Genomic DNA, 18,522 nt, shown 5'->3' on the forward strand with positions numbered 1-18,522 from the left:
ACGTGTATGGAAGCCGATGGAATCAGGACAGTGGGAACTTGGGGCCAAACAGTGCGCGCCAGGCGCGAAGCGCTTCGATATTGCGACCACGACGCGCGTGGTCGATGGCGATGCTTGCGTCCTGGCTCGCCTGGAACAGCAGCTGCTGCGCGCGCTGCTTGCGCGCGGCATCCATATCGTTGCTGATCGCCGGGCCAAGTCCGGCGGGATCCGGCCACTCGTCATGAACACGATCGGCAAGCGTGGCAAAGAACGACTGGATCTCGCGATCGAACGATCCTCCCCAGCCGCCGTAAAGACACTCAAGGGCCATTACCTCGATCAGGAACGAGGGCTTCACCGGCTTCTGATCGCCGTGCTTGGGATTGTTGTTCCAGTACTTCACCATGCGCACGAGACCTTTCCACTCATTGCCATAGGCTTGGTGCGCTGCGGTCGCCTTGTCCTTATGGATCTCCGGGTCCGTCTTGATCCACTTTCCGGACGCCGTATCGGGGATCTCATACTGGTCGCCGGTGTCGAATGCGGGCACCGCATCCACGCTGACCACCCGGTAGTCCGTGTTGTCCTCCGCGTCGATGTGAACACCGAAATCCACGTTGATCGAGCGCGCCTGTTTGCGCACGGCCGCCGAACCGTATTTCTCCACCAATGCAGAGTGGAAATCATCCAGCACTACCGATGCGGCCTTGCCGTGGTAATGCTTCTCCGAGTCCTTCAGCACGAAGAAGATGTCGATATCCTTGAGCGGCTTCGTCTTCGTGTATCGAGCATAGGACCCGGTCAGGAAGCTGCGCGCAATGCCGAACTTGGTCTGCAGGTAGTCCCGCACTTCGTTCTGGCGTTGCGAGGCATTCTTCTGTTCGCGTTCGTTGAGTTCCAGACGCGACTTGAACTTGCGAAAAGCTTCATCGATCGACAGCATCAGCGTTGCCTCCAATATCCGGCCTGACCCGCCAGGCCGCTGTGTTCGACAGTCGAGCCTAGGCTCTGCTTGACCATTCCATCCGTCGAGCGATAACTTCCTTTGCTCCACCCCTCCACATCAGGCCGCCCTGGCTTTGTATCGAGCATTAACTTGTACTTGGCCTGCGATGGCAGCAGCCCAGCTTTCTTGATCGCGTACTTCAACTGCTCGGTATCCGTCCAGAAGCTGCCGTCGCCATCGGACCACCCATACACGATGTCGATATCCCATCGGGTCACGAGTTTGTCGGTTGCCGGGTTGTAGATCTCCAGAATCACCTTGCGCAGATCACCGGTCCCGAGCCACGTCTTGATGGCTCGGGTATTGCTCTCCCAGCGATCCGCGAAGTGCTCGGGGTCCAGCCCACTGAGCAGGATGATGTCTTTCAAGCTCTTGAGGATGTTGTCGGTCACATAGGTAACCGAGTGCGTGTACGAGTAGGTGGCGACGGTGCTCATGACTTGAGGAAACCTCCGAGGTCGAGCGACAGCGCTTGTCCAGCATCGGCCTGCGCCTGCGTGGCAATTCCTTGGCTCAAGTCCCGTGCAATGATGCGAGAACTGTGCTTTTTGAGCGCGGTTTGCACCCAGCCGAGCTGCTCCTTCGGACACGGCAGCGAGACTCCCCAGTCTCCCTTCAACGGCTCGAACCCCAAGACTTCTTCGTTGGCATCATCACCATCGATCGCGTCTTCGTCGAAGAGGCAGTAGATCCTGGTCCGTGGTCCATCGCATGTCGCAACGATGGGCGCGCTCTTGGGTGCCTGGTCGGCGATCAAGCTGGCGGCCACGCCCGCCACGGCCCTGAGTTCAGAGCGAGCCGTGCCGTCCTTGCCCTGAGTGAGCAGTTCGACAATGGCATCCCACGTCTGCAACGCATCGCGGTGCGGCGAGCTGCGAAACGTCCGGCTGACAACGGTGGTCATTTTTGCTTCCCTCCTTGAAGGCGCATTTGCGTTGCCTGTCGTATCGCACTGCGCAGGTGCTCTACGGAAAGCTTGTTCGGATCGATAGCCACTTGCGGGTCGGCCGCGAGGGCGTTGGCTACGACCTTGCGAATGGCCCGACCATCCAATCCGACGCACTCGCCAGCGCACGCGTCGAACTGGTGAGCCGAGGAAAGCTTGCCAATCCCCGGAAATGTCTTTGCCAGGCCATTCAGGCAGTCCACCAGGATCTGCTTGCAGGCATCCTTGCCGGGCAGTGGCACCTCCATCACCATGTCGCAACGAGATAGGAAGGCACTGTCGACGGCCTGTGGGAAGTTGCTGGTGGCCACGAACAGCAGATGCGGGTTGCGTTCGGCCAACATGTCCAACTGCACCAACACCGCGTCGGTGGCCCGGTGCACATCAACCGGGTTGGCTTCCAGGCTGAGCTTGGCTCGATCAGCCGCAAGCGTTTCGACCTCGTCCAGAAGGACGATCGTCGGGCCCGCCGCTGCGGATTCTGCGATCGATTGCGAGAACAGGTCTGCCACGGCGCGTTGAGTCTTTCCCATTGCAGAGCTCGTCAGCGTGTGAGGCTCTACTTCCAGCAATCGAAACTTCGCAGAAGAAAAAGATTCGGCCACACGATGCGCCAAGCCCCGTGCCAAGGAGGTCTTCCCAGTCCCCGGCGGGCCGACCAACAAGATCACGCCGTGCAGGGGGAGTACCGTGCGCTCCACCTTGGGGCGCACCGTGAAGTTGACGATCGCCTGTGACAGCAACTGCTTCTTGAGAGCTTCGTCCATGACGATGGAATCCCACAGGGCGCCCAGCGACGTGTCCGGCAGCTTCCAGCTTCGATGGATGCCTTTCGGCAAAGTGGCGTCTGATGAAGGATTCTTGGTCATCCGTGGCTCTCGGCGGGTCAGAGAATGGTGCGATAGGTCGCCAGCACCTTGGTCGTTTGCACAAGGCCCTGGCGCAGCAGGATTTCGAGATAGCGGTCCACCTCGATCGGCGGATGCTTGAGTTGGGCACGCTGGCGCTGCGCAGCCGACACCACGGCGGCCGCGTCCAGATCCAGTAGGTTGTCCACAAACTCATCGGGGTGCTGCGATTCGATGCCGTACGGAGCCAGCAGATCGTTCGGGAAATCCCGTTCGTTGAACGTCACAATCACGCTCGCACCGCAGCGAATCGCCGCAGCCAGGACGTGCCGGTCGTCCGGATCGGGCAATGTCAGGCCTGCCACGAGCGCTTCGTAGCCCTCCACCAAGCCGTCCGGAATTGCCCGGTCCATGAGATCCGACGTCCTGTCGACCTGAACCCGGGTGAGATCGGGGCGGTTGATCAACAGGTTGCGTTTCCACTCCTCATGAATGGCTTGGCTCCACCGCGCCCGGAAGCGGCCAGACAGGCCGAGCCACATCAGGAAATCCCGCAGTGGCGCGGGATATAGAACGCACGCGTCGTAGACGGCGGTGAATGGGGAATGCCTCATTCGTATCCCATTCCCAACTCTTGCGACTGCTGAGCGAGTTCGGCCATCGCCTGCTCACTGGCGCGCTCGCGCGCTTCCTTGTACTGCATCAGATCGGCGAACCTCACCCTGCGGTGCTTGCCGGTGCGATGAAATGCCAACACCCCATCTTCGAGCAGCTTGACGAAATGGGGACGGGACACGTTGAGCAAGTCCGCCGCCTCTTGGGTCGTCAGCTCTGCATGGACGGGCACCACCTTTACTGCATTGCCATCGGCCAACTCGGCCAGGATGTCGACCAGCAGGCGTAAAGCCGAGGTAGGCAGTTCCACCTGATGAGCCTGTTTGTGGTCATCAAAGATCTGGATGTGCTGCGTCTCGAACTGGGTTGCGAGGTAAGCCGCCAAGGCACGTTGACCCTGGACGGCTGCCTTCACCTCTCCCGCGGCGGGAAGGGTCATCTTGGATTGGGCAGTGGCGGTGGTCATGGGTAGCTCCTAAGCGAAAACGGTTGCAGAGCCGATCATATTCGAAATACTCGAAAAACGCAATAATCGAAGCGCGACCCGTGCTTTTGTAGGTTCGCTCGCAGCATGCCCAATCCGGTCGTCCGCCAGTTCCTATTGTTTGCGGCCTGAAACAGCCCTGATCTCCACGATCAACCCATTGCTGATCACACAGGAATGGCGCGATGGTGGCTTCGATCTGGCTGCGCGCCGCGCATCGCGGCGTGCCCACTTGTTTCGTGACGGCCCTCGTGCTGGGCCAGTCCCCGATGGCATTGGCCGAGTCCCCGGCGCAGCGCCAGGAGTTGGTCGCCGCGCTGCGCCAGCTCGACGCGCTGGAACGCACCGTCGCGGACAGCGCCGCGCATGCCCCCATCCAGCCGGGCGAGCGCTACCACTTCGATTACCCACGGCTGCTGGCTGACCTGGCGCGCGTGCGCGCCGGCATCCAGTTCCACCTGACGCCATCACGCGCTCAGCCGCGCGACCCCTCCGAACTGGCCGGCGACTACCGCACCGAGCGGGCCGCTTCGCCATCGCCGAAGACGACTGCGGAGGGCGAGCAATGAACGGCGCCCAGGTCTCGGCATTTCAAGCCAACAGCGGTATCGCGCCTTCCGCGATGGCGACCGTCCTGGTCGGCGTCGTGTTCGCGGTCCTGCTCGTGTGGGGCGTCTGGGCCATCCGAACGGCCTATGTGGGGTGGTCCGAGAGCCGCCTCAACCAGCGCCAGTTCCTCGGCGTCTGCATCCGCTTCGTCGCGATGTACCTCGTCCTGAGTTTCTTCCTCCTGTCCTGACATGAAAGGCCCGACCATGCACAACCGCAACCTCACTTCCCGTTTTGCCCAGCGCGCCGCCGTGGCCCTGGGCGCCGCCGCGCTGCCCGCACTGTCGTTCGCGCAAGGTCTGCCGCAGTTGGAGAACCCGACGCGCGGCACCGGCAACGGCATCATGGAGACCATCCGCAACTACGGCTACGACATCATCATGCTCGTGGCCCTGCTGGTGGTGGCGTCGATGTTCATCGGCGTCTGCTACCACGCCTACGGCACCTACGCGGAGATCCACACCGGCCGCAAGACGTGGGGCCAATTCGGCCTCACGGTCGCCATCGGCGCCGTGCTGCTCGTGATCGGCATCTGGCTGCTCACCGAAGCCACCGGCATCCTGTAAGCGAGGCCGGTATGTCCGAGCAGCAGCACGTCCGTGCGGACGGGACGGTCACGTTCCTTCCGCACCGGCTCAACCGCCATCCCGTGGTCGTGCGCGGCCTCACCGCCGACGAGCTGTGGATCTGCTGCGGCCTGTCCGGCGCGGCCGGCCTGCTGGTCGGCGCGCCGCTTTCGTGGGTGTTCCGCACGATCGCCATCGCACCGACGTTCGTTGTCCTGGGCGTGGCCTTGGGCGTGTTCATCGGCGGCGGCATCCTGCGCCGCCTCAAGCGTGGGCGCCCCGACACCTGGCTGTATCGACAGTTGCAGTGGCGCATCGCAACGCGCCATCCGCTGATGGCCGGCTGGGTGGGCGGCCACGTGCTGATCTCGCGCTCGGGCTTCTGGTCCACCCGCAGGAGCATGCGATGAGCCGCTTCAAGAACGAGATCGCCCACCTGCAGGCGCACATCAAGACCTTGCGCCTGGGCGCGGGCGCGCTGGTCATTGTCGCCCTGGTCATGGGCGGCGGCTGGTGGAGCGCGCCGCGCGACCTGACCATCCACGTCCCGCCCGACCTGCGCTCTGGCAGTACCCGCAAGTGGTGGGAAGTGCCGCCCGAATCGGTCTATGCGTTCACGTTCTACGTGTTCCAGACGCTGAACCGCTGGCCGACCAATGGCGAAGAAGACTACTCGCGCAACCTCCATACGCTCTCGCCGTACCTCACCCCGTCCTGCCAGGCCTTCCTGCGGGCGGACTATGACTACCGCCGCTCCACGGGCGAGCTGCGTCAGCGCGTGCGCGGCATCTACGAGATTCCCGGCCGCGGCTATGGCGACGACCCCACGGCGCGCGTGCGCACCGTATCCGATCGCGACTGGGTGGTGACGCTGGACATCACGGCGGACGAGTACTACGGCGCCGAGCAGGTCAAACGCGCCCTGGTGCGCTATCCGATCAAGGTCACGCGGGTGGACGTCGATCCCGCCCGCAACCCGTTCGGCCTGGCGCTGGACTGCTACGAAGGCGCGCCCCAGCGCATCAGTGCACCGGAGCCGGCGCGCCCGGCGCCGAGTGACCTGAATCCGCAAGCGCCTCAAGGAGGAAACACCCCATGAAGCATCCTGTACTCGCGCTGCTGGGGCTACTGGCCGTGGCCGCGGCACCCGTCGCCCAGGCGGTGGAGATCCTGCGTTGGGAACGCATGCCACTGGCAGTGCCGCTGAAGGTCGGTCAGGAACGCATCGTATTCATCGACCGGAACGTGCGCGTGGGCGTGCCCGCAGGCGTGGGCAAACGCCTGCGCGTGCAGAGTGCGGGCGGCGCGGTGTACCTGCGTGCCAGCGAGCCGATCGAGCCCACGCGGTTGCAACTGCAGGACGCCGACACGGGCGCGCTGATCCTGCTGGACATCGCAGCCGAACCGCCCAAGGACGGGGAAGCCGAGCTGGAGCCGGTGCGCATCGTCGAGGGTGACAGCGCACCGGGACGCTATGGCGAGCAGGCCGACAGTGCCGAGGCCCCGGCACGCGCCCAGGGCCAGGCAGGTGCGCGGACCGCGCGGCGCGAAACTCCGGTCCCTGTCGTGCTGACGCGCTTCGCCGCGCAGAACCTCTACGCACCGCTGCGCACCGTCGAGCCGCTTCCGGGCGTCATGCGGGTCAACCTTCCCCGCGACCTCGACCTGGACACACTGATGCCAACGCTGCCGGTGCGCGCGGCCGTGCTCGCGTCGTGGCGCCTGGAAGACCAATGGGTGACTGCCGTGCGCCTCACCAACACCGGCGCCGACTGGGTCGCGCTCGACCCGCGCGTGCTGCAAGGCGATTTCCTCACCGCCACCTTCCAGCACGAGGCGCTGGGCCCGCGCGGCACGACCGAGGACACGACCGTGCTGTACCTGGTCACGCGCGGCCGCGGCCTCGCGCAGTCGCTGCTGCCGGCGATTCACCGCTTCGACCCTGCCGTGCATCTGCCGCAGCCGGACGGCGACGAGAACGCCAAGGAGGCCCGCCATGCGCAGTAACGGCCTGCTCAAGTGGCTGATGATCCCTGTCGCCATCCTGGTGCTGTTCGCCGGTATCCGGCTGTTCTCGGGTGGAGGCGGCACGGCGCCACCCGCGGCGGACAACGGCGCCCAGCTCACGCCCGAGGAAATGAAGGCGCTGGGCATCGAAGGCGACACCCCGCGCGACACCGTGGCGACGCTCGTTGCCCAAGTGAAGCAGTTGCGCACCGAGCTTCAGACCGCGCTCTCGGACAACAAGTCGCAGCGTGAAGAGAACCAGCGGCTGCGCCAGCGCGAGAACTCCATCGACCAGCGCATCAACTCGGCGCTCGAATCCGAGCGGTCCAACCTGCGCCGCGACCAAGAGCAGGCGGCCAGCGCGCGCCAGCAGACCGAAGGGCTGCTCGCCGACCTGCAGCGGCGCCTGGACAGCATCGGCGGGCGCGGCGGCGGCCATGCGGACCTGCCCGTGGGCCTGGGGCTGCAGGGCGGCGACGAGGCCGGCATGGAGGGCGGCGTGCGGTGGGTCGAGCCGGACGACGCAAAGCCCGCCGAGGGGCGCAACGGGGGGCGTGGCGCGAGCGGCGGCATGAGCTTCCCCACGAGCTTCGGCCCGGCGCAGAGCACGCTCGAAACCACCGCTGAAACCGTGGCCAACGCGGGCGCCCGCGCCGCCGGGGTCAAGAATGCCAAGCCGGTCTATACCGTGCCGACCAACTCGACGCTAATGGGATCGGTGGCGATGACGGCCCTGATCGGCCGCGTGCCGATCGACGGCACGGTCAACGATCCCTATCCGTTCAAAGTTCTGGTCGGGCCGGACAACCTGACCGCCAATGGCATCGACATTCCCGACGTGGCCGGCGCCGTGTTCAGCGGCACCGCCTCGGGCGACTGGACGCTCTCGTGCGTGCGAGGTCAGGTGCGCAGCATCACGTTCGTCTTCAACGACGGCACGATTCGCACGATCCCCGAAGACCGCGAGGGCAACCAGCAGAACAACCAACAGCGCGACGGCTTGGGCTGGATCAGCGATCCCCACGGCATTCCTTGCGTCAGCGGCGAGCGGCGCAGCAACGCCCAGCAATACCTCGGCTCGCAGGCCCTAATCACCGCGGCCGGTGCCGGTGTGGCCTCGCTCATCGAGAGTGGCAGCGGCCGCATGTCCTATGTCGGCTCGGACGGCTCCATCGGCACCGTGGGCATCACCGGCCAAGAAGCGGTCGGCCAGATTCTCGCGGGCGGTGTCCGGGACATGTCGGCCTGGGTCAACAAGCTCTACGGCCAAGCCTTCGCCGCCGTCTATGTCCAACCCGGCGCCAAGGTTGCCGTCCACCTCGAAAAGCCGCTCGCCATCGACTTCGATCCCGAAGGCCGCAAGGTCGATCACCGCGCAGGAGAAAGCCATGCCCTTGAACTTGACTAACCTGGCCCGTGGCCTAGCACTGGCCCTCGCCGTCGCGGTGCTCGCCGGCTGCGCCACCAGCAAGGAAAAGCTGTTGACCCACGGTGACCGCACGATGATGGACATCTGGCAGCAGGAGGCCGGCGACGGCGGTGGCGCAGCCGGACGGAACGCCGGCCGCCAGTTGCTCGATGCGCGCCAGAGCCTGCGTCGGCCCCTGACCGACGCCGACGTGCAGGCCGCACCTGTCGAGCAGATGCGCTACACGCGCACCGCGCGCAATGAGGTTCACCGCCAGTTCCAGCGTCTGCCCAATCCCGATCTCGTGATGTACGTGTACCCGCACCTGGCCGGCACCGACCCCGTTCCCGTGCCGGGCTACACGACGGTTTTCCCCTTGTACCAGCGCGTGCAGTACGCGATGCCTGGCGAGAGGACGGAGGACTACTGATGCGGTGGAAACTTCCATGGCCGAAGCTGGCTGCCGTCAGCGCCGAAGACACCGCCGCCGACGAGCAGCCGGACGGCTGGCAGCGCCACGTCGAGGCCTTGCAGCAAGCCGGCATCCCCGAACCCGGCGCCGCGGTCCAGGGCCGCAAGCCGGCGACCGTGGCCGACGAGCAGGCGCTGTACGACGTCGCACCGTCCTTCGTGGAACTGCTGCCCTGGGTGGAGTTCTTGCCCGAGTCGAAATCGATGCTCCTGGAGGACGGCCAATCGGTGGCCGCCTTCTACGAGCTGGTGCCGCTGGGCACCGAAGGCCGGGAACCCGGCTGGCTCGCGCATGCCCGCGACGCCCTGGAAAACGCGCTTCAGGACAGCTTCGATGAACTGGACGAGAACCCGTGGGTGCTCCAGCTCTATGCCCAGGACGAACCGAGCTTCGACCAGTACATGCAGACCTTGCGCGATTACGTGCAGCCACGTGCGCGCGGCTCGGCGTTCACCGAGTTCTACCTGCGCTTCTTCGGCCACCACCTGCGCGCTGTGGCCAAGCCCGGCGGCCTGTTCGAGGACACGGTGGTCACGCGGCTGCGCTGGCGCGGCCAGACGCGGCGCGTGCGCATGGTGGTGTACCGCCGCGCGAGCGGACAGGGACAGGCAAACCGCCGCGGCCAGACACCCGAGCAGATGCTGGGCATCGTCTGCGACCGCCTGTGCGGCGGCCTGGCGAACGCCGGCATCCAGGCCCGGCGCATGGTCGCGGCCGACGTCCACGACTGGCTGCTGCGGTGGTTCAACCCGCGCCCCACGCTGCTCGGGCCTGGGGTGGAGGACCGGGAGCGCTTCTACGCGTTGGCGCGCTATCCGGACAGTACCGAGGAAAGCGAGGCCGGCGAGATCGAGCTGGCGAGCGGGCGGGATTTCAGCCAGCGGCTGTTCTTTGGGCAGCCGCGCTCGGACGTGGCGCAAGGGGCCTGGTACTTCGACGGCATGCCGCACCGCGTGCTGATCACCGACCGGCTGCGCATGCCGCCCGGCACCGGGCACCTGACCGGCGAGACCCGCAAGGGGGACGCGATCAACACGCTGTTCGACCAGATGCCCGAGGACACCTTGATGTGTCTCACCATGGTGGCCACGCCGCAGGACGTCCTCGAATCGGACCTCAACCATCTGGCGAAGAAAGCTGTGGGCGAGACGCTGGCGTCGGAGCAGACGCTCAAGGACGTGCATGAAGCCCGCTCCCTGATCGGCAGCGCGCACAAGCTCTACCGGGGCACTCTGGCGTTCTACCTACGCGGGCGCGACGAGGCGGAACTGGATCGGCGCGGCCTGGACCTCGCGAACGTGATGCTCAACGCCGGCCTGCAGCCGGTGCGCGAGGACGACGAGGTGGCGCCGCTCAACAGCTACCTGCGCTGGCTGCCGTGCTGCTACAACCCCGGCAAGGACCGGCGCCGGTGGTACACGCAACTGATGTTCGCCCAGCACGCGGCGAACCTGTCGCCAGTATGGGGCCGCGCCCAGGGCACGGGGCATCCCGGCATCACGATGTTCAATCGCGGCGGCGGCCCGATTACGTTCGACCCCTTGAACAGGTTGGATCGGCAGATGAATGCCCATCTGTTTCTATTTGGCCCCACCGGCTCGGGGAAGTCCGCCACGCTCAACAACCTGCTGAACCAGGTGACGGCCATCTACCGGCCGCGGCTTTTCATCGTGGAAGCCGGCAACAGCTTCGGCCTGTTCAGCGACTTCGCCAGGCGCCTGGGCCTGACCGTGAACCGGGTCAAGCTGGCCCCCGGATCGGGCATCAGCCTGGCGCCGTTCGCCGACGCACGCCGGCTGATCGAAACGCCCAGCGACGTACAGACGCTCGATGCCGACGCGCTGGACGAAGACCTGCCCCCCGATGCCTCGGCCATGGAAGCGGACGAGCAGCGCGACGTGCTGGGCGAACTGGAGATCACAGCGCGGCTGATGATCACGGGCGGCGAAGACAAGGAAGAAGCGCGGATGACGCGGGCCGACCGCTCGCTGATCCGCCAGTGCATCCTCGACGCCGCCGAACATTGCGTGGCCGAAAAGCGCACCGTGCTCACGCGCGACGTGCGCAACGCGCTGCGCGCCCGTGGCCAGGACCCGACGCTGCCCGAGATGCGGCGCGTGCGGCTGCTGGAGATGGCGGACGCGATGGACATGTTCTGCCAAGGCACGGACGGCGAGATGTTCGACCGTGACGGCACGCCGTGGCCCGAGGCCGACATCACGCTGGTCGATCTGGCGACCTATGCCCGCGAGGGCTACAACGCGCAGCTCTCCATCGCCTACATCAGCCTGATCAGCACGGTGAACAACATCGCCGAGCGCGACCAGTACCTGGGCCGGCCGATCGTCAACGTGACCGACGAAGGTCACATCATCACCAAGAACCCGCTGCTCGCGCCCTATGTCGTGAAAATTACAAAAATGTGGCGCAAGTTGGGCGCCTGGTTCTGGCTGGCGACGCAAAACATCGACGATCTGCCGCGCGCCGCAGAGCCCATGCTCAACATGATCGAGTGGTGGGTGTGCCTGTCGATGCCGCCGGACGAAGTGGAGAAGATCGCCAGGTTCCGCGAACTCTCGCCGGCGCAGAAGGCGCTGATGCTCTCCGCACGCAAGGAAGCGGGCAAGTTCACCGAGGGCGTCATCCTCTCCAAGAGCATGGAAGTGCTGTTCCGCGCCGTGCCGCCAAGTCTCTACCTCGCGCTCGCGCAAACCGAGCCCGAGGAGAAGGCAGAACGCTACCAGCTCATGCAGCAGCACGGCGTCAGCGAGCTGGATGCCGCCTTCAAGGTGGCTGAGAAGATCGACCGGGCACGTGGCATCGAGTCGCCGACCCTGGACCTGCCCTGAATCTGCCGTACACCGGAGAACGCCATGGAACAGAAACGCCCATCCATTCCGATGCAGGTACAGGCGTTCCGCCGTCGGCGCTGGAGGCTCAGCTGGCCCTGGGTGTTGGCCGCCGTGCTGGTAGCGCTGCTGCTGATCTGGCTCGTGTCCCGCTATTCTGGCAAGTCCACTCCCCAGACTTCAACGCCGGTCAGCGTGACGCAGGTGGCCGGGCCTCCGTGGCAGATGGGAAATCCGGAAGGGCGTTTCACGCTGACGCTCTACGCGGACCTCGAATGCCCGTTCTGCCGATCCTATTTCCCAGTGCTCAAGCGTTGGGTGGCCGGCAACGCGGACGTGGCCTTGCAATGGCACCACCTCCCGTTGGCCGCGCATGAGCCGGCCGCGTCTGCCGAAGCGAGCCTGGCGGAGTGCGCCGGCGAATCTGGCGGCCATGCCGCCTTCTGGCAGGCTGTCGAGTGGGTCTATGCCCACACGCGCAGCGACGGCCAGGGCTTGCCCGAGGACCTGCGGTACCCCGACCTTACGCCAGCCATCGAGCAGTGTCTGGCGAGCGAACGGCCCGAGGCGCCGATCCGCACCCAGACGGCGGAAGCCACGAGCAGCGGCGTGACCGCCACGCCGTCGCTGCGGCTGCACGATCGCGAAACCGGCAAGGCGATCCTACTGCAGGGTCCGATCGAGGGCGATGCCTTGCTGTCGGCCATGGACATGCTCGCGGCCGGCGATCCCGCCGCCACACCTACTACATCGGAAATGCCTGCCGACGTCGTCGGCGACATGCCCAGGTAGCCCCGGTCTTCAAGGCTACGGCGCAGTCCACTGCGCTGACCGAAACCCGTTCGCCTCGCATCCTGGCCGCGAACGATCACCGCTGCCGCGGTGATGGATGCACCTTGTTCGTTCCCCAGGAGGGCTTGCCCTCCCAGGGCGCGCGCCCTCCGATCTCACCGTCTGGAGGTTCGCCATGTCTTTCGTCGTCAATGACTCCTGCCTGGAGTCGCTTTCCGCCATCGCTGCCCAACACGAGGACTGGATCATCCAGCAAGCCATTGCACTGCTGGAGAAGCGGGTTTTCAAAGCGGGTGCGAAACTCCTCGACCCCACGGCCGTGCGCGACTACCTGCGCGTGAAGCTGGTCGCCGAGCCCAATGAGATATTCGCCGCGGTGTTCCTGGACAGCATGCACCAGGTGCTGGCCTACGAGCCGTTGTTCAGGGGCACGATCAACTCGACTTCGGTCTATCCGCGTGTCGTCGTGCAGCGTGTGCTGGAGTTGAAGGCCGCCGCGGTGGTCTTCGCGCACCAGCACCCCTCGGGCATTTCCGAGCCGTCGAGCGCGGATCGCATGCTGACCCAGCAACTGCAGGCCGCGCTGGCGCTCATCGATGTGCGGGTACTGGACCACATCATCGTCGGCCAGGGTGCCCCGTTCTCCTTTGCGGAGTCCGGCCTGCTGTAAGGGTTGCACTGCTTCGTTGATCAGCGCGGAGGCTTCGGCCTCCGCTTTTTTCTTTGCGGCGACGCAAGCAGGTATGCGGGGTGGCCGCGATGCGCATTGTTTGTTGGGGCCGCCTGGGGTTCGGCGTTTGACTATGGCCCTGATCAACTTCCGGGGCACATGACATGCCAGCAGCTTTTACCCGGTTCGCACCAGGCTGGCGAACCCTTGGCCTGGCCGTGGCGCTGCCGACGTCTCTGGCGGTGTTCAGCCCGGCCACCTTCGCCGCCGACGTGGTGGTCGTCACCGACAGCCGCCACCCGGTCAAGACCATGGGCGGCGAGCGACTGATCGAGTTGGGCGAAACGCCCCGGATCGAGGCCGAGCTTTCCGCGAATCTTCCAGCCGACCCTGAGCGGGCAGCAGCCATCGTCCGGCAACGCCTGAAGCAAGGCGGCACCGATCTTCAGCGCCGCATCGGCACCGCCTACCAGGGCGTCACCGACGCATGGAGTTTGGGTGTCACGACCATCCCGGCCGTCGTGGTGGATCAACGCTTTGTGGTCTATGGCGAGCCGGACGTGGCCCGGGCCGTCGCGCGCATCGAGCAACACCGGAGGACGCAGCCGTGACCCATCGCCCATTCGACCTGCTGCGCCGCCTGCGCGTCGCCGTGGCCTCGCTGCTGCTGATCAGCGCCACGGGCAGCTACGCCTTGAACACCGCCACCATCGTGTCCTCCGTCATGTCGCCGGACTGCCTGGAGTACCGGGTGGTGGGCATCTGCTACTGGCTCTACTGCACCTGGACGGGCTGCACGGTGCGCACATCCACCAAGGTCCGGCACTACGTGCCCGATGCGGTCGTCTCCAGCTACAGCAACACCGGAGAGAACCCCTGGGTCGAGGTGCAGGCGATGAGCACGCCCAACCCATCCGCACAGGCAGGTGGGGATGGGACCACGAACGAAGACCACGACAACAACCTCGCCAAATTCAAGAACAGCGATGTCATCGGCCATCCTGGCGGCGAGGTATTCAACCAGTTCGCATCGTCGTCGGGCTATTTCTGCCAAGGCGCGGGCACGGCCTTCATGCCGTATCTACTCAGCACCCTGGACACGCTGGCTTGGCGCTACAACGTGCCTGAAATGGCCTACCCGGAGGCGTTGATTCCGGGCATGCGCGAGGTCGGTGCGCGCACCACGATGAACCTCTGGGGCAATGTCTATCCGCGCGGCGGCTTCCTGCATCAGACCGATGACTACAAATCCGGGGCCGTCGTGGCCCAGCGCGCCGGTGATGTCGTCACGCGCCGCGGGCAGATCCACGTGTACCAGCCGCTGCTTGCCAACGCCCGCGACGGCTACTGGCCGGCCGGCGCGCTGATGGAGGGTGATGCCTCTACGGGCAAGTGGCAGGAGCTGACGCCGCGCCTGTCCAACACCTGCGTGGTGTTCCCGCACAGCGGCACGCTGACCCAGGCCCAACAAGGCGACTACGCCTGGGCGCTGTGGCGTCCCTATGCGTGCTGCGAACGCCGCGGGCAGGTGTTCCTGGGCAGCGTCGATTTCCTCTGAGGTGCCACGATGAAGCGTCCTGAATCGATGAACCTTTCCGCCAAGGCGTGCCGCCTGCTGCGCCCGAAGGCGCTGGCCGGCCCGCTCGCTCTGGTCTGCGGCCTGGCGTGGGCGCAGGTCGGATACCAGAACAGCGGCCCCGTCCTCGGCGATGACGTCATGTACTCGATCGGCGGTGGCAGTGCGGTGTCCATGGGCCGCGCGGCCGGCATGCGCTCCATCGGGGTCGGCGTGGGGTGGAACAGCAACCTGATCTGCGGCGACATGAGCATCCAGACCACGCTGCGCAATCAGCTCAACGGCATCACGAACGGCTTTCAGCAGATCATGAGCAACGTGATCCAGAGCGCGACCAGCGCGGTTGCATCGCTGCCGGCGCTGATCATTCAGCGCGCCGATCCGGGCCTGTACAACCTGCTGACCAACGGCGTGCTGCAGGCGCGGCTGGACTTCGACCGCTCCAAGCTGACGTGCCGCGCCATGGCGGAGAAGATGGCCGAGACTGCGGGTGGCCAGCTTGGCTGGAGCCAGATGGCCGAAGGCATGGCCTTGCGTGACGCGGTTGGCAGCAACGATGCCGTGTCGGCCGTCGAGCAGGCCGAGACGCGCCGCGGCAACGACGGCCTTCCCTGGGTGGGCGGCAGCAATGCCGGTGGCGCAGGCCAGTCCGCCATCCGCGTGGTCGGCGACGTCACCCGCGCGGGCTACAACCTGGTCAACGGGCGCGGCGTGACGGACACATCCTCCATCGCGTCCACCAGTTGCGCGAGCCTGTCCTGCCAGACCTGGACGTCGCCGCAGCAGGCGACCGAATGGGCCACCCGGGTCCTCGGGGAACAGGTGCAGCGCACGTGCGATTCCTGCACCAAGACCGAGACGGTGCCCGGCGTCGGGCTGACGCCGCTGATCCAGGAGGAGTACGAAGCCAAGCTGGAAGTCTTGCAGGAACTGGTTTCCGGCGTGCGCAACACCACCTTCGAGAACTTGCGCGAGGCCGGCAGCACGTCGCTGCCGATCACGCGCGGCGTCATCGAGGCGCTGCGCGACGAGCCGGACCAGGACCTGCTGGCGCGGCGCCTCGCGTCCGAGGTGGCGCTTTCGTCGGTGCTGGAGAAGGCACTGCTGCTCCAGCGCACGCTGCTCACCGGCAAGAAAGAGCCCAACGTGGCAGCCAACGAGTTGGCAGTCGAGGCCGTGAACCACGAGAGCGACACGCTCGACCGGGAGATCCGCAACCTCAAGACCGAACTTGAACTGCGGCGCGAGCTGGCGAACAACTCGCCGATGGCCATCATCCAGCGCCATGGCACGCGCGCGGCAGGCTCGCGCGGCATCTATGAGGGCGATCCGGTGCCCGACCGCCTCGACCAGTTGCAGAAGGGCAATCCGGGAGGCCGGCCATGAGCGCGGAGCGCATGGCCTGGCGCCCCTTGCGCTGGCTCATCAGCCGGCGTGCGGCGAAAGCACTGCTGTGGGCGGCCGTGATCGTCGCCGCTGCGGTGGGCGCCAACATCGCCGGCATCTATCTCGTTGGCAGCGTGGCCGGCTGGGAGCGGTGGCTCGCGGCCGCATCGGGCTACTTCTTCGTGTGGCGGTTGTTCCTGTACGGGGCGACGGCCTGCGGCTGGGTCTGGATGCGGCGGCGGCTGCTGGCGCGCGAGGACAGCACGCTGGCCCGACGCCGGCTGATTCGCGCTGAGGTCGCCGGCATTGTTGCCATCGTGGCGCTGGAAGCCAGCCTGTTGATGCAGGCCGCTTGAGGGGATCGAGGCCATGACGCTTTTCACGACCGACTACCTGGAGTACTACCTAACCCTCGTGTCCTGGATCGTCAACAACGGCATCTGGGCGGTCCTCGTATCCAGCGGGGTATTCGCGCTGCCTTTCGTCGCCATCATCGTGCAGGAGTGGTTGAAGGCCCGTGCGGAAGGCGCCGACGAGGGCAACAAAGGCGTGCTGAGCGCCGCCCGCATCGAGAACCGGGTCTTCGTCGCCATCGTGGTGGTGATGTTCGCCGGCATTCCGTTCATCGACGTGGACCTGAACACCATCCAGTACGACAGCTCGCGCTCGGCCCAGTGCCAGGTCAGCGTGGCGCAGCCCGGGGATACCGGCTGGTCGCAGTCCTTCAGCACCATCAACAACCAGTCGGCGAAGGTGCCGGTGTGGTGGGCGTTCATGCACGCGCTCTCGCGCGCCGTCACGGGCGCTTCGGTGGCAGCGATCCCGTGCGGCACGGACCTGCGGCAGATGCGCATGGAGATCGACGCTACGCGCATCGATGACCCGGTGCTGGCTCAGGAAGTAGCGGATTTCTCGCGGGATTGCTATGGGCCTGCACGGGCCAAATTGTTCATGCAGCGCCCTCAGCTCGATGAGCAGCAGATGCACGACGTGACCTGGATCGGATCGCGGTTCTTCACCGACACGAACGGCTACTACGACACATACCGTTCCAGCACCCCACGCGAGGACTGGCCCTATGACAGCACCCGCGACGCAGGGCTTGCGCAGGTGGCCAGCGGTGGCGGCTACCCGACCTGCCGCCAGTGGTGGAGCGATGGAAGTAACGGCCTGCGGGCACGCCTGCTGGGTCAGGTGGACCCGAGCCTGTTGAGTCGCCTGGCGGGCTGGGCCGGGTTCCTGAGCCGGGCCGAGGTGGACGACTCGGTGATCCGAGCCATCGCGTCACCGCGGCAGCAGAAGTTGAACCAGGGCAGCGTCTATACGGACTACGGAGGCCAGATCGACAAGACCTTGCCGAACATCGTGACACGGGCCACGGGAGACGTTGGGATGGCCGTCGGCGCGATTGCCGCGTTTCCCGCCATGGACGTCGTGAGACAGTCTCTACCCATGGTCCTCGCCTTGCTCAAGATGGCGCTGGTCATCTGCATCCCGCTCGTGCTGGTCGTGGGCACCTATGACCTGAAGACGGTCGTCACGGTCAGCGTCGTGCAATTCGCGCTGTTCTTCGTGGATTTCTGGTTCCAGCTCGCTCGCTGGATCGACAGCACTATCCTCGATGCGCTCTATGGCTGGGGCTTTGGCTGGAACCGGCCACACACGAACTTCGACCCGCTGGTGGGGCTGAACAATGCGTTCGGCGACATGCTCTTGATGTTCGTCGCGGGCACGATGTTCCTGGTGCTGCCAGGATTCTGGCTGGCAAGCCTGACCTGGGTTGGAATTCGGGCGGGACATGCCATTCAGGGGTTGTCGGACGGCAGCAAGAGCGCCGGCCAAGCCGGGGGCAAGGGGGCTGGGGCACTCACGGGAGGCAAGCTGAAGTAGCCCGGAGTCCGTCAGTCGTCGGTGTACAACTCGTGCGACGTATCGTTGTACAGATTGGGATCGTAGCCCGGTGTCTTGCGCAGTTCTGTGAGATCGGTGAAAGGCCACTCGTCCTCGTCAGAGGTATTGGCAGCAGCAGCCCACGCCGCCGCCACGACGCCCAACAACACGAGTGCGAACCAAAAAGCAACGTAGAGCAGCAATCCCACCACAGACAGCTTGACCACCCACACGAGCGCGGTGGCAACGGCCGCCGGCACCCCCTTGGACACCAACCAGTTCGACGCCCGACGTTCGCCGCGCGCGTAGGCGCGCCATCCGCGGCCAAAGGTGCGGCCGAGGCGTTCTGCGGTGCTGATGCGGGTCGTGGTGTTCATGGTCGTCTCCTGCTACAGAGGGATGCCTATTCCAGTTTG

At 65.7% G+C, this 18,522-nt stretch carries 23 protein-coding genes; 16 read left to right on the forward strand and 7 right to left on the reverse strand.

What is annotated here, in order from left to right; all coding sequences use genetic code 11:
* Positions 1 to 22: 22 nt before the first annotated feature.
* Genes KYT87_RS04875 through KYT87_RS04900 form a run of 6 tightly spaced genes read right to left on the reverse strand, consistent with a single transcriptional unit; the run spans position 23 to position 3,863 of the window.
* Positions 23 to 925, reverse strand: a complete 903-nt coding sequence (locus KYT87_RS04875; protein WP_003105624.1) for a CBASS oligonucleotide cyclase — start codon at positions 923 to 925, stop codon at positions 23 to 25.
* On the reverse strand, positions 925 to 1,425 hold the full coding sequence (gene cap7 / locus KYT87_RS04880) for a type III CBASS phage resistance system CD-NTase-associated protein Cap7 (RefSeq protein WP_003090159.1): 501 nt from the start codon (positions 1,423 to 1,425) through the stop codon (positions 925 to 927). Before cap7 ends, KYT87_RS04875 begins: the two co-directional genes overlap by 1 nt.
* Positions 1,422 to 1,892 (reverse strand): type III CBASS phage resistance system CD-NTase-associated protein Cap8, encoded by a 471-nt coding sequence (gene cap8 / locus KYT87_RS04885; RefSeq protein WP_003105626.1) that lies wholly within the window; start codon positions 1,890 to 1,892, stop codon positions 1,422 to 1,424. The genes cap7 and cap8 overlap by 4 nt, the downstream gene beginning before the upstream one ends.
* Positions 1,889 to 2,803: an AAA family ATPase gene (locus KYT87_RS04890; protein WP_003105629.1), complete on the reverse strand. Its 915-nt coding sequence runs from the start codon at positions 2,801 to 2,803 to the stop codon at positions 1,889 to 1,891. Before KYT87_RS04890 ends, cap8 begins: the two co-directional genes overlap by 4 nt.
* A 17-nt stretch (positions 2,804 to 2,820) precedes the next feature.
* Positions 2,821 to 3,396 carry a PIN domain-containing protein gene (locus tag KYT87_RS04895; protein ID WP_003109777.1) on the reverse strand — a complete coding sequence of 192 codons (576 nt, stop codon included), beginning with the start codon at positions 3,394 to 3,396 and terminating at the stop codon, positions 2,821 to 2,823.
* Entirely contained in the window at positions 3,393 to 3,863 is a 471-nt protein-coding gene (locus KYT87_RS04900; protein ID WP_003050245.1) for a helix-turn-helix domain-containing protein, read from the reverse strand. Before KYT87_RS04900 ends, KYT87_RS04895 begins: the two co-directional genes overlap by 4 nt.
* 203 nt (positions 3,864 to 4,066) lie before the next feature.
* Between KYT87_RS04900 and KYT87_RS04905 the strand changes: the two genes are divergently transcribed.
* The 16 genes from KYT87_RS04905 (at position 4,067) to KYT87_RS04980 (ending at position 18,106) form a co-directional block, all read left to right on the forward strand.
* Positions 4,067 to 4,450 (forward strand): RAQPRD family integrative conjugative element protein, encoded by a 384-nt coding sequence (locus KYT87_RS04905; RefSeq protein ID WP_003105635.1) that lies wholly within the window; start codon positions 4,067 to 4,069, stop codon positions 4,448 to 4,450.
* Positions 4,447 to 4,680, forward strand: a complete 234-nt coding sequence (locus KYT87_RS04910; RefSeq protein WP_003050225.1) for a TIGR03758 family integrating conjugative element protein — start codon at positions 4,447 to 4,449, stop codon at positions 4,678 to 4,680. The genes KYT87_RS04905 and KYT87_RS04910 overlap by 4 nt, the downstream gene beginning before the upstream one ends.
* Positions 4,681 to 4,696: 16 nt before the next feature.
* Complete coding sequence (locus KYT87_RS04915; RefSeq protein ID WP_003090173.1) at positions 4,697 to 5,056, forward strand: TIGR03745 family integrating conjugative element membrane protein; 360 nt, start codon at positions 4,697 to 4,699, stop codon at positions 5,054 to 5,056.
* Between the two features lie 11 nt (positions 5,057 to 5,067).
* Entirely contained in the window at positions 5,068 to 5,466 is a 399-nt protein-coding gene (locus KYT87_RS04920; RefSeq protein WP_003105639.1) for a TIGR03750 family conjugal transfer protein, read from the forward strand.
* On the forward strand, positions 5,463 to 6,155 hold the full coding sequence (locus KYT87_RS04925; protein WP_003105641.1) for a PFL_4703 family integrating conjugative element protein: 693 nt from the start codon (positions 5,463 to 5,465) through the stop codon (positions 6,153 to 6,155). The genes KYT87_RS04920 and KYT87_RS04925 overlap by 4 nt, the downstream gene beginning before the upstream one ends.
* Positions 6,152 to 7,063, forward strand: coding sequence for a TIGR03749 family integrating conjugative element protein (locus tag KYT87_RS04930; RefSeq protein WP_003105643.1), 912 nt, complete (start codon positions 6,152 to 6,154; stop codon positions 7,061 to 7,063). The genes KYT87_RS04925 and KYT87_RS04930 overlap by 4 nt, the downstream gene beginning before the upstream one ends.
* Entirely contained in the window at positions 7,053 to 8,471 is a 1,419-nt protein-coding gene (locus KYT87_RS04935) for a TIGR03752 family integrating conjugative element protein (protein ID WP_003109776.1), read from the forward strand. The genes KYT87_RS04930 and KYT87_RS04935 overlap by 11 nt, the downstream gene beginning before the upstream one ends.
* Entirely contained in the window at positions 8,452 to 8,901 is a 450-nt protein-coding gene (locus tag KYT87_RS04940; RefSeq protein ID WP_003109775.1) for a TIGR03751 family conjugal transfer lipoprotein, read from the forward strand. Before KYT87_RS04935 ends, KYT87_RS04940 begins: the two co-directional genes overlap by 20 nt.
* Positions 8,901 to 11,792: a conjugative transfer ATPase gene (locus tag KYT87_RS04945; protein WP_003105079.1), complete on the forward strand. Its 2,892-nt coding sequence runs from the start codon at positions 8,901 to 8,903 to the stop codon at positions 11,790 to 11,792. The genes KYT87_RS04940 and KYT87_RS04945 overlap by 1 nt, the downstream gene beginning before the upstream one ends.
* Before the next feature lie 24 nt (positions 11,793 to 11,816).
* Positions 11,817 to 12,584, forward strand: coding sequence for a thioredoxin domain-containing protein (locus KYT87_RS04950; RefSeq protein ID WP_003090202.1), 768 nt, complete (start codon positions 11,817 to 11,819; stop codon positions 12,582 to 12,584).
* Between the two features lie 175 nt (positions 12,585 to 12,759).
* Positions 12,760 to 13,254 carry a JAB domain-containing protein gene (locus tag KYT87_RS04955; protein WP_003090203.1) on the forward strand — a complete coding sequence of 165 codons (495 nt, stop codon included), beginning with the start codon at positions 12,760 to 12,762 and terminating at the stop codon, positions 13,252 to 13,254.
* Positions 13,255 to 13,418: 164 nt separating this feature from the next.
* Positions 13,419 to 13,865, forward strand: coding sequence for a TIGR03757 family integrating conjugative element protein (locus KYT87_RS04960; protein WP_003109772.1), 447 nt, complete (start codon positions 13,419 to 13,421; stop codon positions 13,863 to 13,865).
* Entirely contained in the window at positions 13,862 to 14,812 is a 951-nt protein-coding gene (locus KYT87_RS04965) for a TIGR03756 family integrating conjugative element protein (RefSeq protein ID WP_003109771.1), read from the forward strand. Before KYT87_RS04960 ends, KYT87_RS04965 begins: the two co-directional genes overlap by 4 nt.
* A gap of 9 nt (positions 14,813 to 14,821) precedes the next feature.
* Positions 14,822 to 16,216: an integrating conjugative element protein gene (locus tag KYT87_RS04970; protein ID WP_003109770.1), complete on the forward strand. Its 1,395-nt coding sequence runs from the start codon at positions 14,822 to 14,824 to the stop codon at positions 16,214 to 16,216.
* Positions 16,213 to 16,572 carry a hypothetical protein gene (locus tag KYT87_RS04975; protein WP_003090212.1) on the forward strand — a complete coding sequence of 120 codons (360 nt, stop codon included), beginning with the start codon at positions 16,213 to 16,215 and terminating at the stop codon, positions 16,570 to 16,572. Before KYT87_RS04970 ends, KYT87_RS04975 begins: the two co-directional genes overlap by 4 nt.
* 13 nt (positions 16,573 to 16,585) lie before the next feature.
* Positions 16,586 to 18,106, forward strand: coding sequence for a conjugal transfer protein TraG N-terminal domain-containing protein (locus tag KYT87_RS04980; protein ID WP_003090214.1), 1,521 nt, complete (start codon positions 16,586 to 16,588; stop codon positions 18,104 to 18,106).
* A gap of 11 nt (positions 18,107 to 18,117) precedes the next feature.
* Here KYT87_RS04980 and KYT87_RS04985 read toward each other — a convergent pair whose 3' ends face one another.
* On the reverse strand, positions 18,118 to 18,483 hold the full coding sequence (locus KYT87_RS04985; RefSeq protein ID WP_003090216.1) for a DUF3742 family protein: 366 nt from the start codon (positions 18,481 to 18,483) through the stop codon (positions 18,118 to 18,120).
* Positions 18,484 to 18,522: the final 39 nt, after the last annotated feature.

This window comes from Achromobacter sp. ES-001, from assembly GCF_019448355.1.
GTDB lineage: Bacteria > Pseudomonadota > Gammaproteobacteria > Burkholderiales > Burkholderiaceae_B > Achromobacter > Achromobacter spanius_B.

What these genes read in the sequence shown, in the direction of transcription:
- KYT87_RS04875 (WP_003105624.1), bottom strand. Translation starts at nt 925, where the DNA reads ATGCTGTCGATCGATGAAGCTTTTCGCAAGTTCAAGTCGCGTCTGGAA.
- KYT87_RS04890 (WP_003105629.1), bottom strand. Translation starts at nt 2,803, where the DNA reads ATGACCAAGAATCCTTCATCAGACGCCACTTTGCCGAAAGGCATCCAT.
- KYT87_RS04985 (WP_003090216.1), bottom strand. Translation starts at nt 18,483, where the DNA reads ATGAACACCACGACCCGCATCAGCACCGCAGAACGCCTCGGCCGCACC.
- KYT87_RS04970 (WP_003109770.1), top strand. Translation starts at nt 14,822, where the DNA reads ATGAAGCGTCCTGAATCGATGAACCTTTCCGCCAAGGCGTGCCGCCTG.
- KYT87_RS04905 (WP_003105635.1), top strand. Translation starts at nt 4,067, where the DNA reads ATGGTGGCTTCGATCTGGCTGCGCGCCGCGCATCGCGGCGTGCCCACT.
- KYT87_RS04910 (WP_003050225.1), top strand. Translation starts at nt 4,447, where the DNA reads ATGAACGGCGCCCAGGTCTCGGCATTTCAAGCCAACAGCGGTATCGCG.
- KYT87_RS04920 (WP_003105639.1), top strand. Translation starts at nt 5,068, where the DNA reads ATGTCCGAGCAGCAGCACGTCCGTGCGGACGGGACGGTCACGTTCCTT.
- KYT87_RS04915 (WP_003090173.1), top strand. Translation starts at nt 4,697, where the DNA reads ATGCACAACCGCAACCTCACTTCCCGTTTTGCCCAGCGCGCCGCCGTG.
- KYT87_RS04950 (WP_003090202.1), top strand. Translation starts at nt 11,817, where the DNA reads ATGGAACAGAAACGCCCATCCATTCCGATGCAGGTACAGGCGTTCCGC.
- KYT87_RS04930 (WP_003105643.1), top strand. Translation starts at nt 6,152, where the DNA reads ATGAAGCATCCTGTACTCGCGCTGCTGGGGCTACTGGCCGTGGCCGCG.
- KYT87_RS04895 (WP_003109777.1), bottom strand. Translation starts at nt 3,396, where the DNA reads ATGAGGCATTCCCCATTCACCGCCGTCTACGACGCGTGCGTTCTATAT.
- KYT87_RS04960 (WP_003109772.1), top strand. Translation starts at nt 13,419, where the DNA reads ATGCCAGCAGCTTTTACCCGGTTCGCACCAGGCTGGCGAACCCTTGGC.
- KYT87_RS04975 (WP_003090212.1), top strand. Translation starts at nt 16,213, where the DNA reads ATGAGCGCGGAGCGCATGGCCTGGCGCCCCTTGCGCTGGCTCATCAGC.
- KYT87_RS04940 (WP_003109775.1), top strand. Translation starts at nt 8,452, where the DNA reads ATGCCCTTGAACTTGACTAACCTGGCCCGTGGCCTAGCACTGGCCCTC.
- KYT87_RS04935 (WP_003109776.1), top strand. Translation starts at nt 7,053, where the DNA reads ATGCGCAGTAACGGCCTGCTCAAGTGGCTGATGATCCCTGTCGCCATC.
- cap8 (WP_003105626.1), bottom strand. Translation starts at nt 1,892, where the DNA reads ATGACCACCGTTGTCAGCCGGACGTTTCGCAGCTCGCCGCACCGCGAT.
- KYT87_RS04955 (WP_003090203.1), top strand. Translation starts at nt 12,760, where the DNA reads ATGTCTTTCGTCGTCAATGACTCCTGCCTGGAGTCGCTTTCCGCCATC.
- KYT87_RS04900 (WP_003050245.1), bottom strand. Translation starts at nt 3,863, where the DNA reads ATGACCACCGCCACTGCCCAATCCAAGATGACCCTTCCCGCCGCGGGA.
- KYT87_RS04925 (WP_003105641.1), top strand. Translation starts at nt 5,463, where the DNA reads ATGAGCCGCTTCAAGAACGAGATCGCCCACCTGCAGGCGCACATCAAG.
- cap7 (WP_003090159.1), bottom strand. Translation starts at nt 1,425, where the DNA reads ATGAGCACCGTCGCCACCTACTCGTACACGCACTCGGTTACCTATGTG.
- KYT87_RS04945 (WP_003105079.1), top strand. Translation starts at nt 8,901, where the DNA reads ATGCGGTGGAAACTTCCATGGCCGAAGCTGGCTGCCGTCAGCGCCGAA.
- KYT87_RS04980 (WP_003090214.1), top strand. Translation starts at nt 16,586, where the DNA reads ATGACGCTTTTCACGACCGACTACCTGGAGTACTACCTAACCCTCGTG.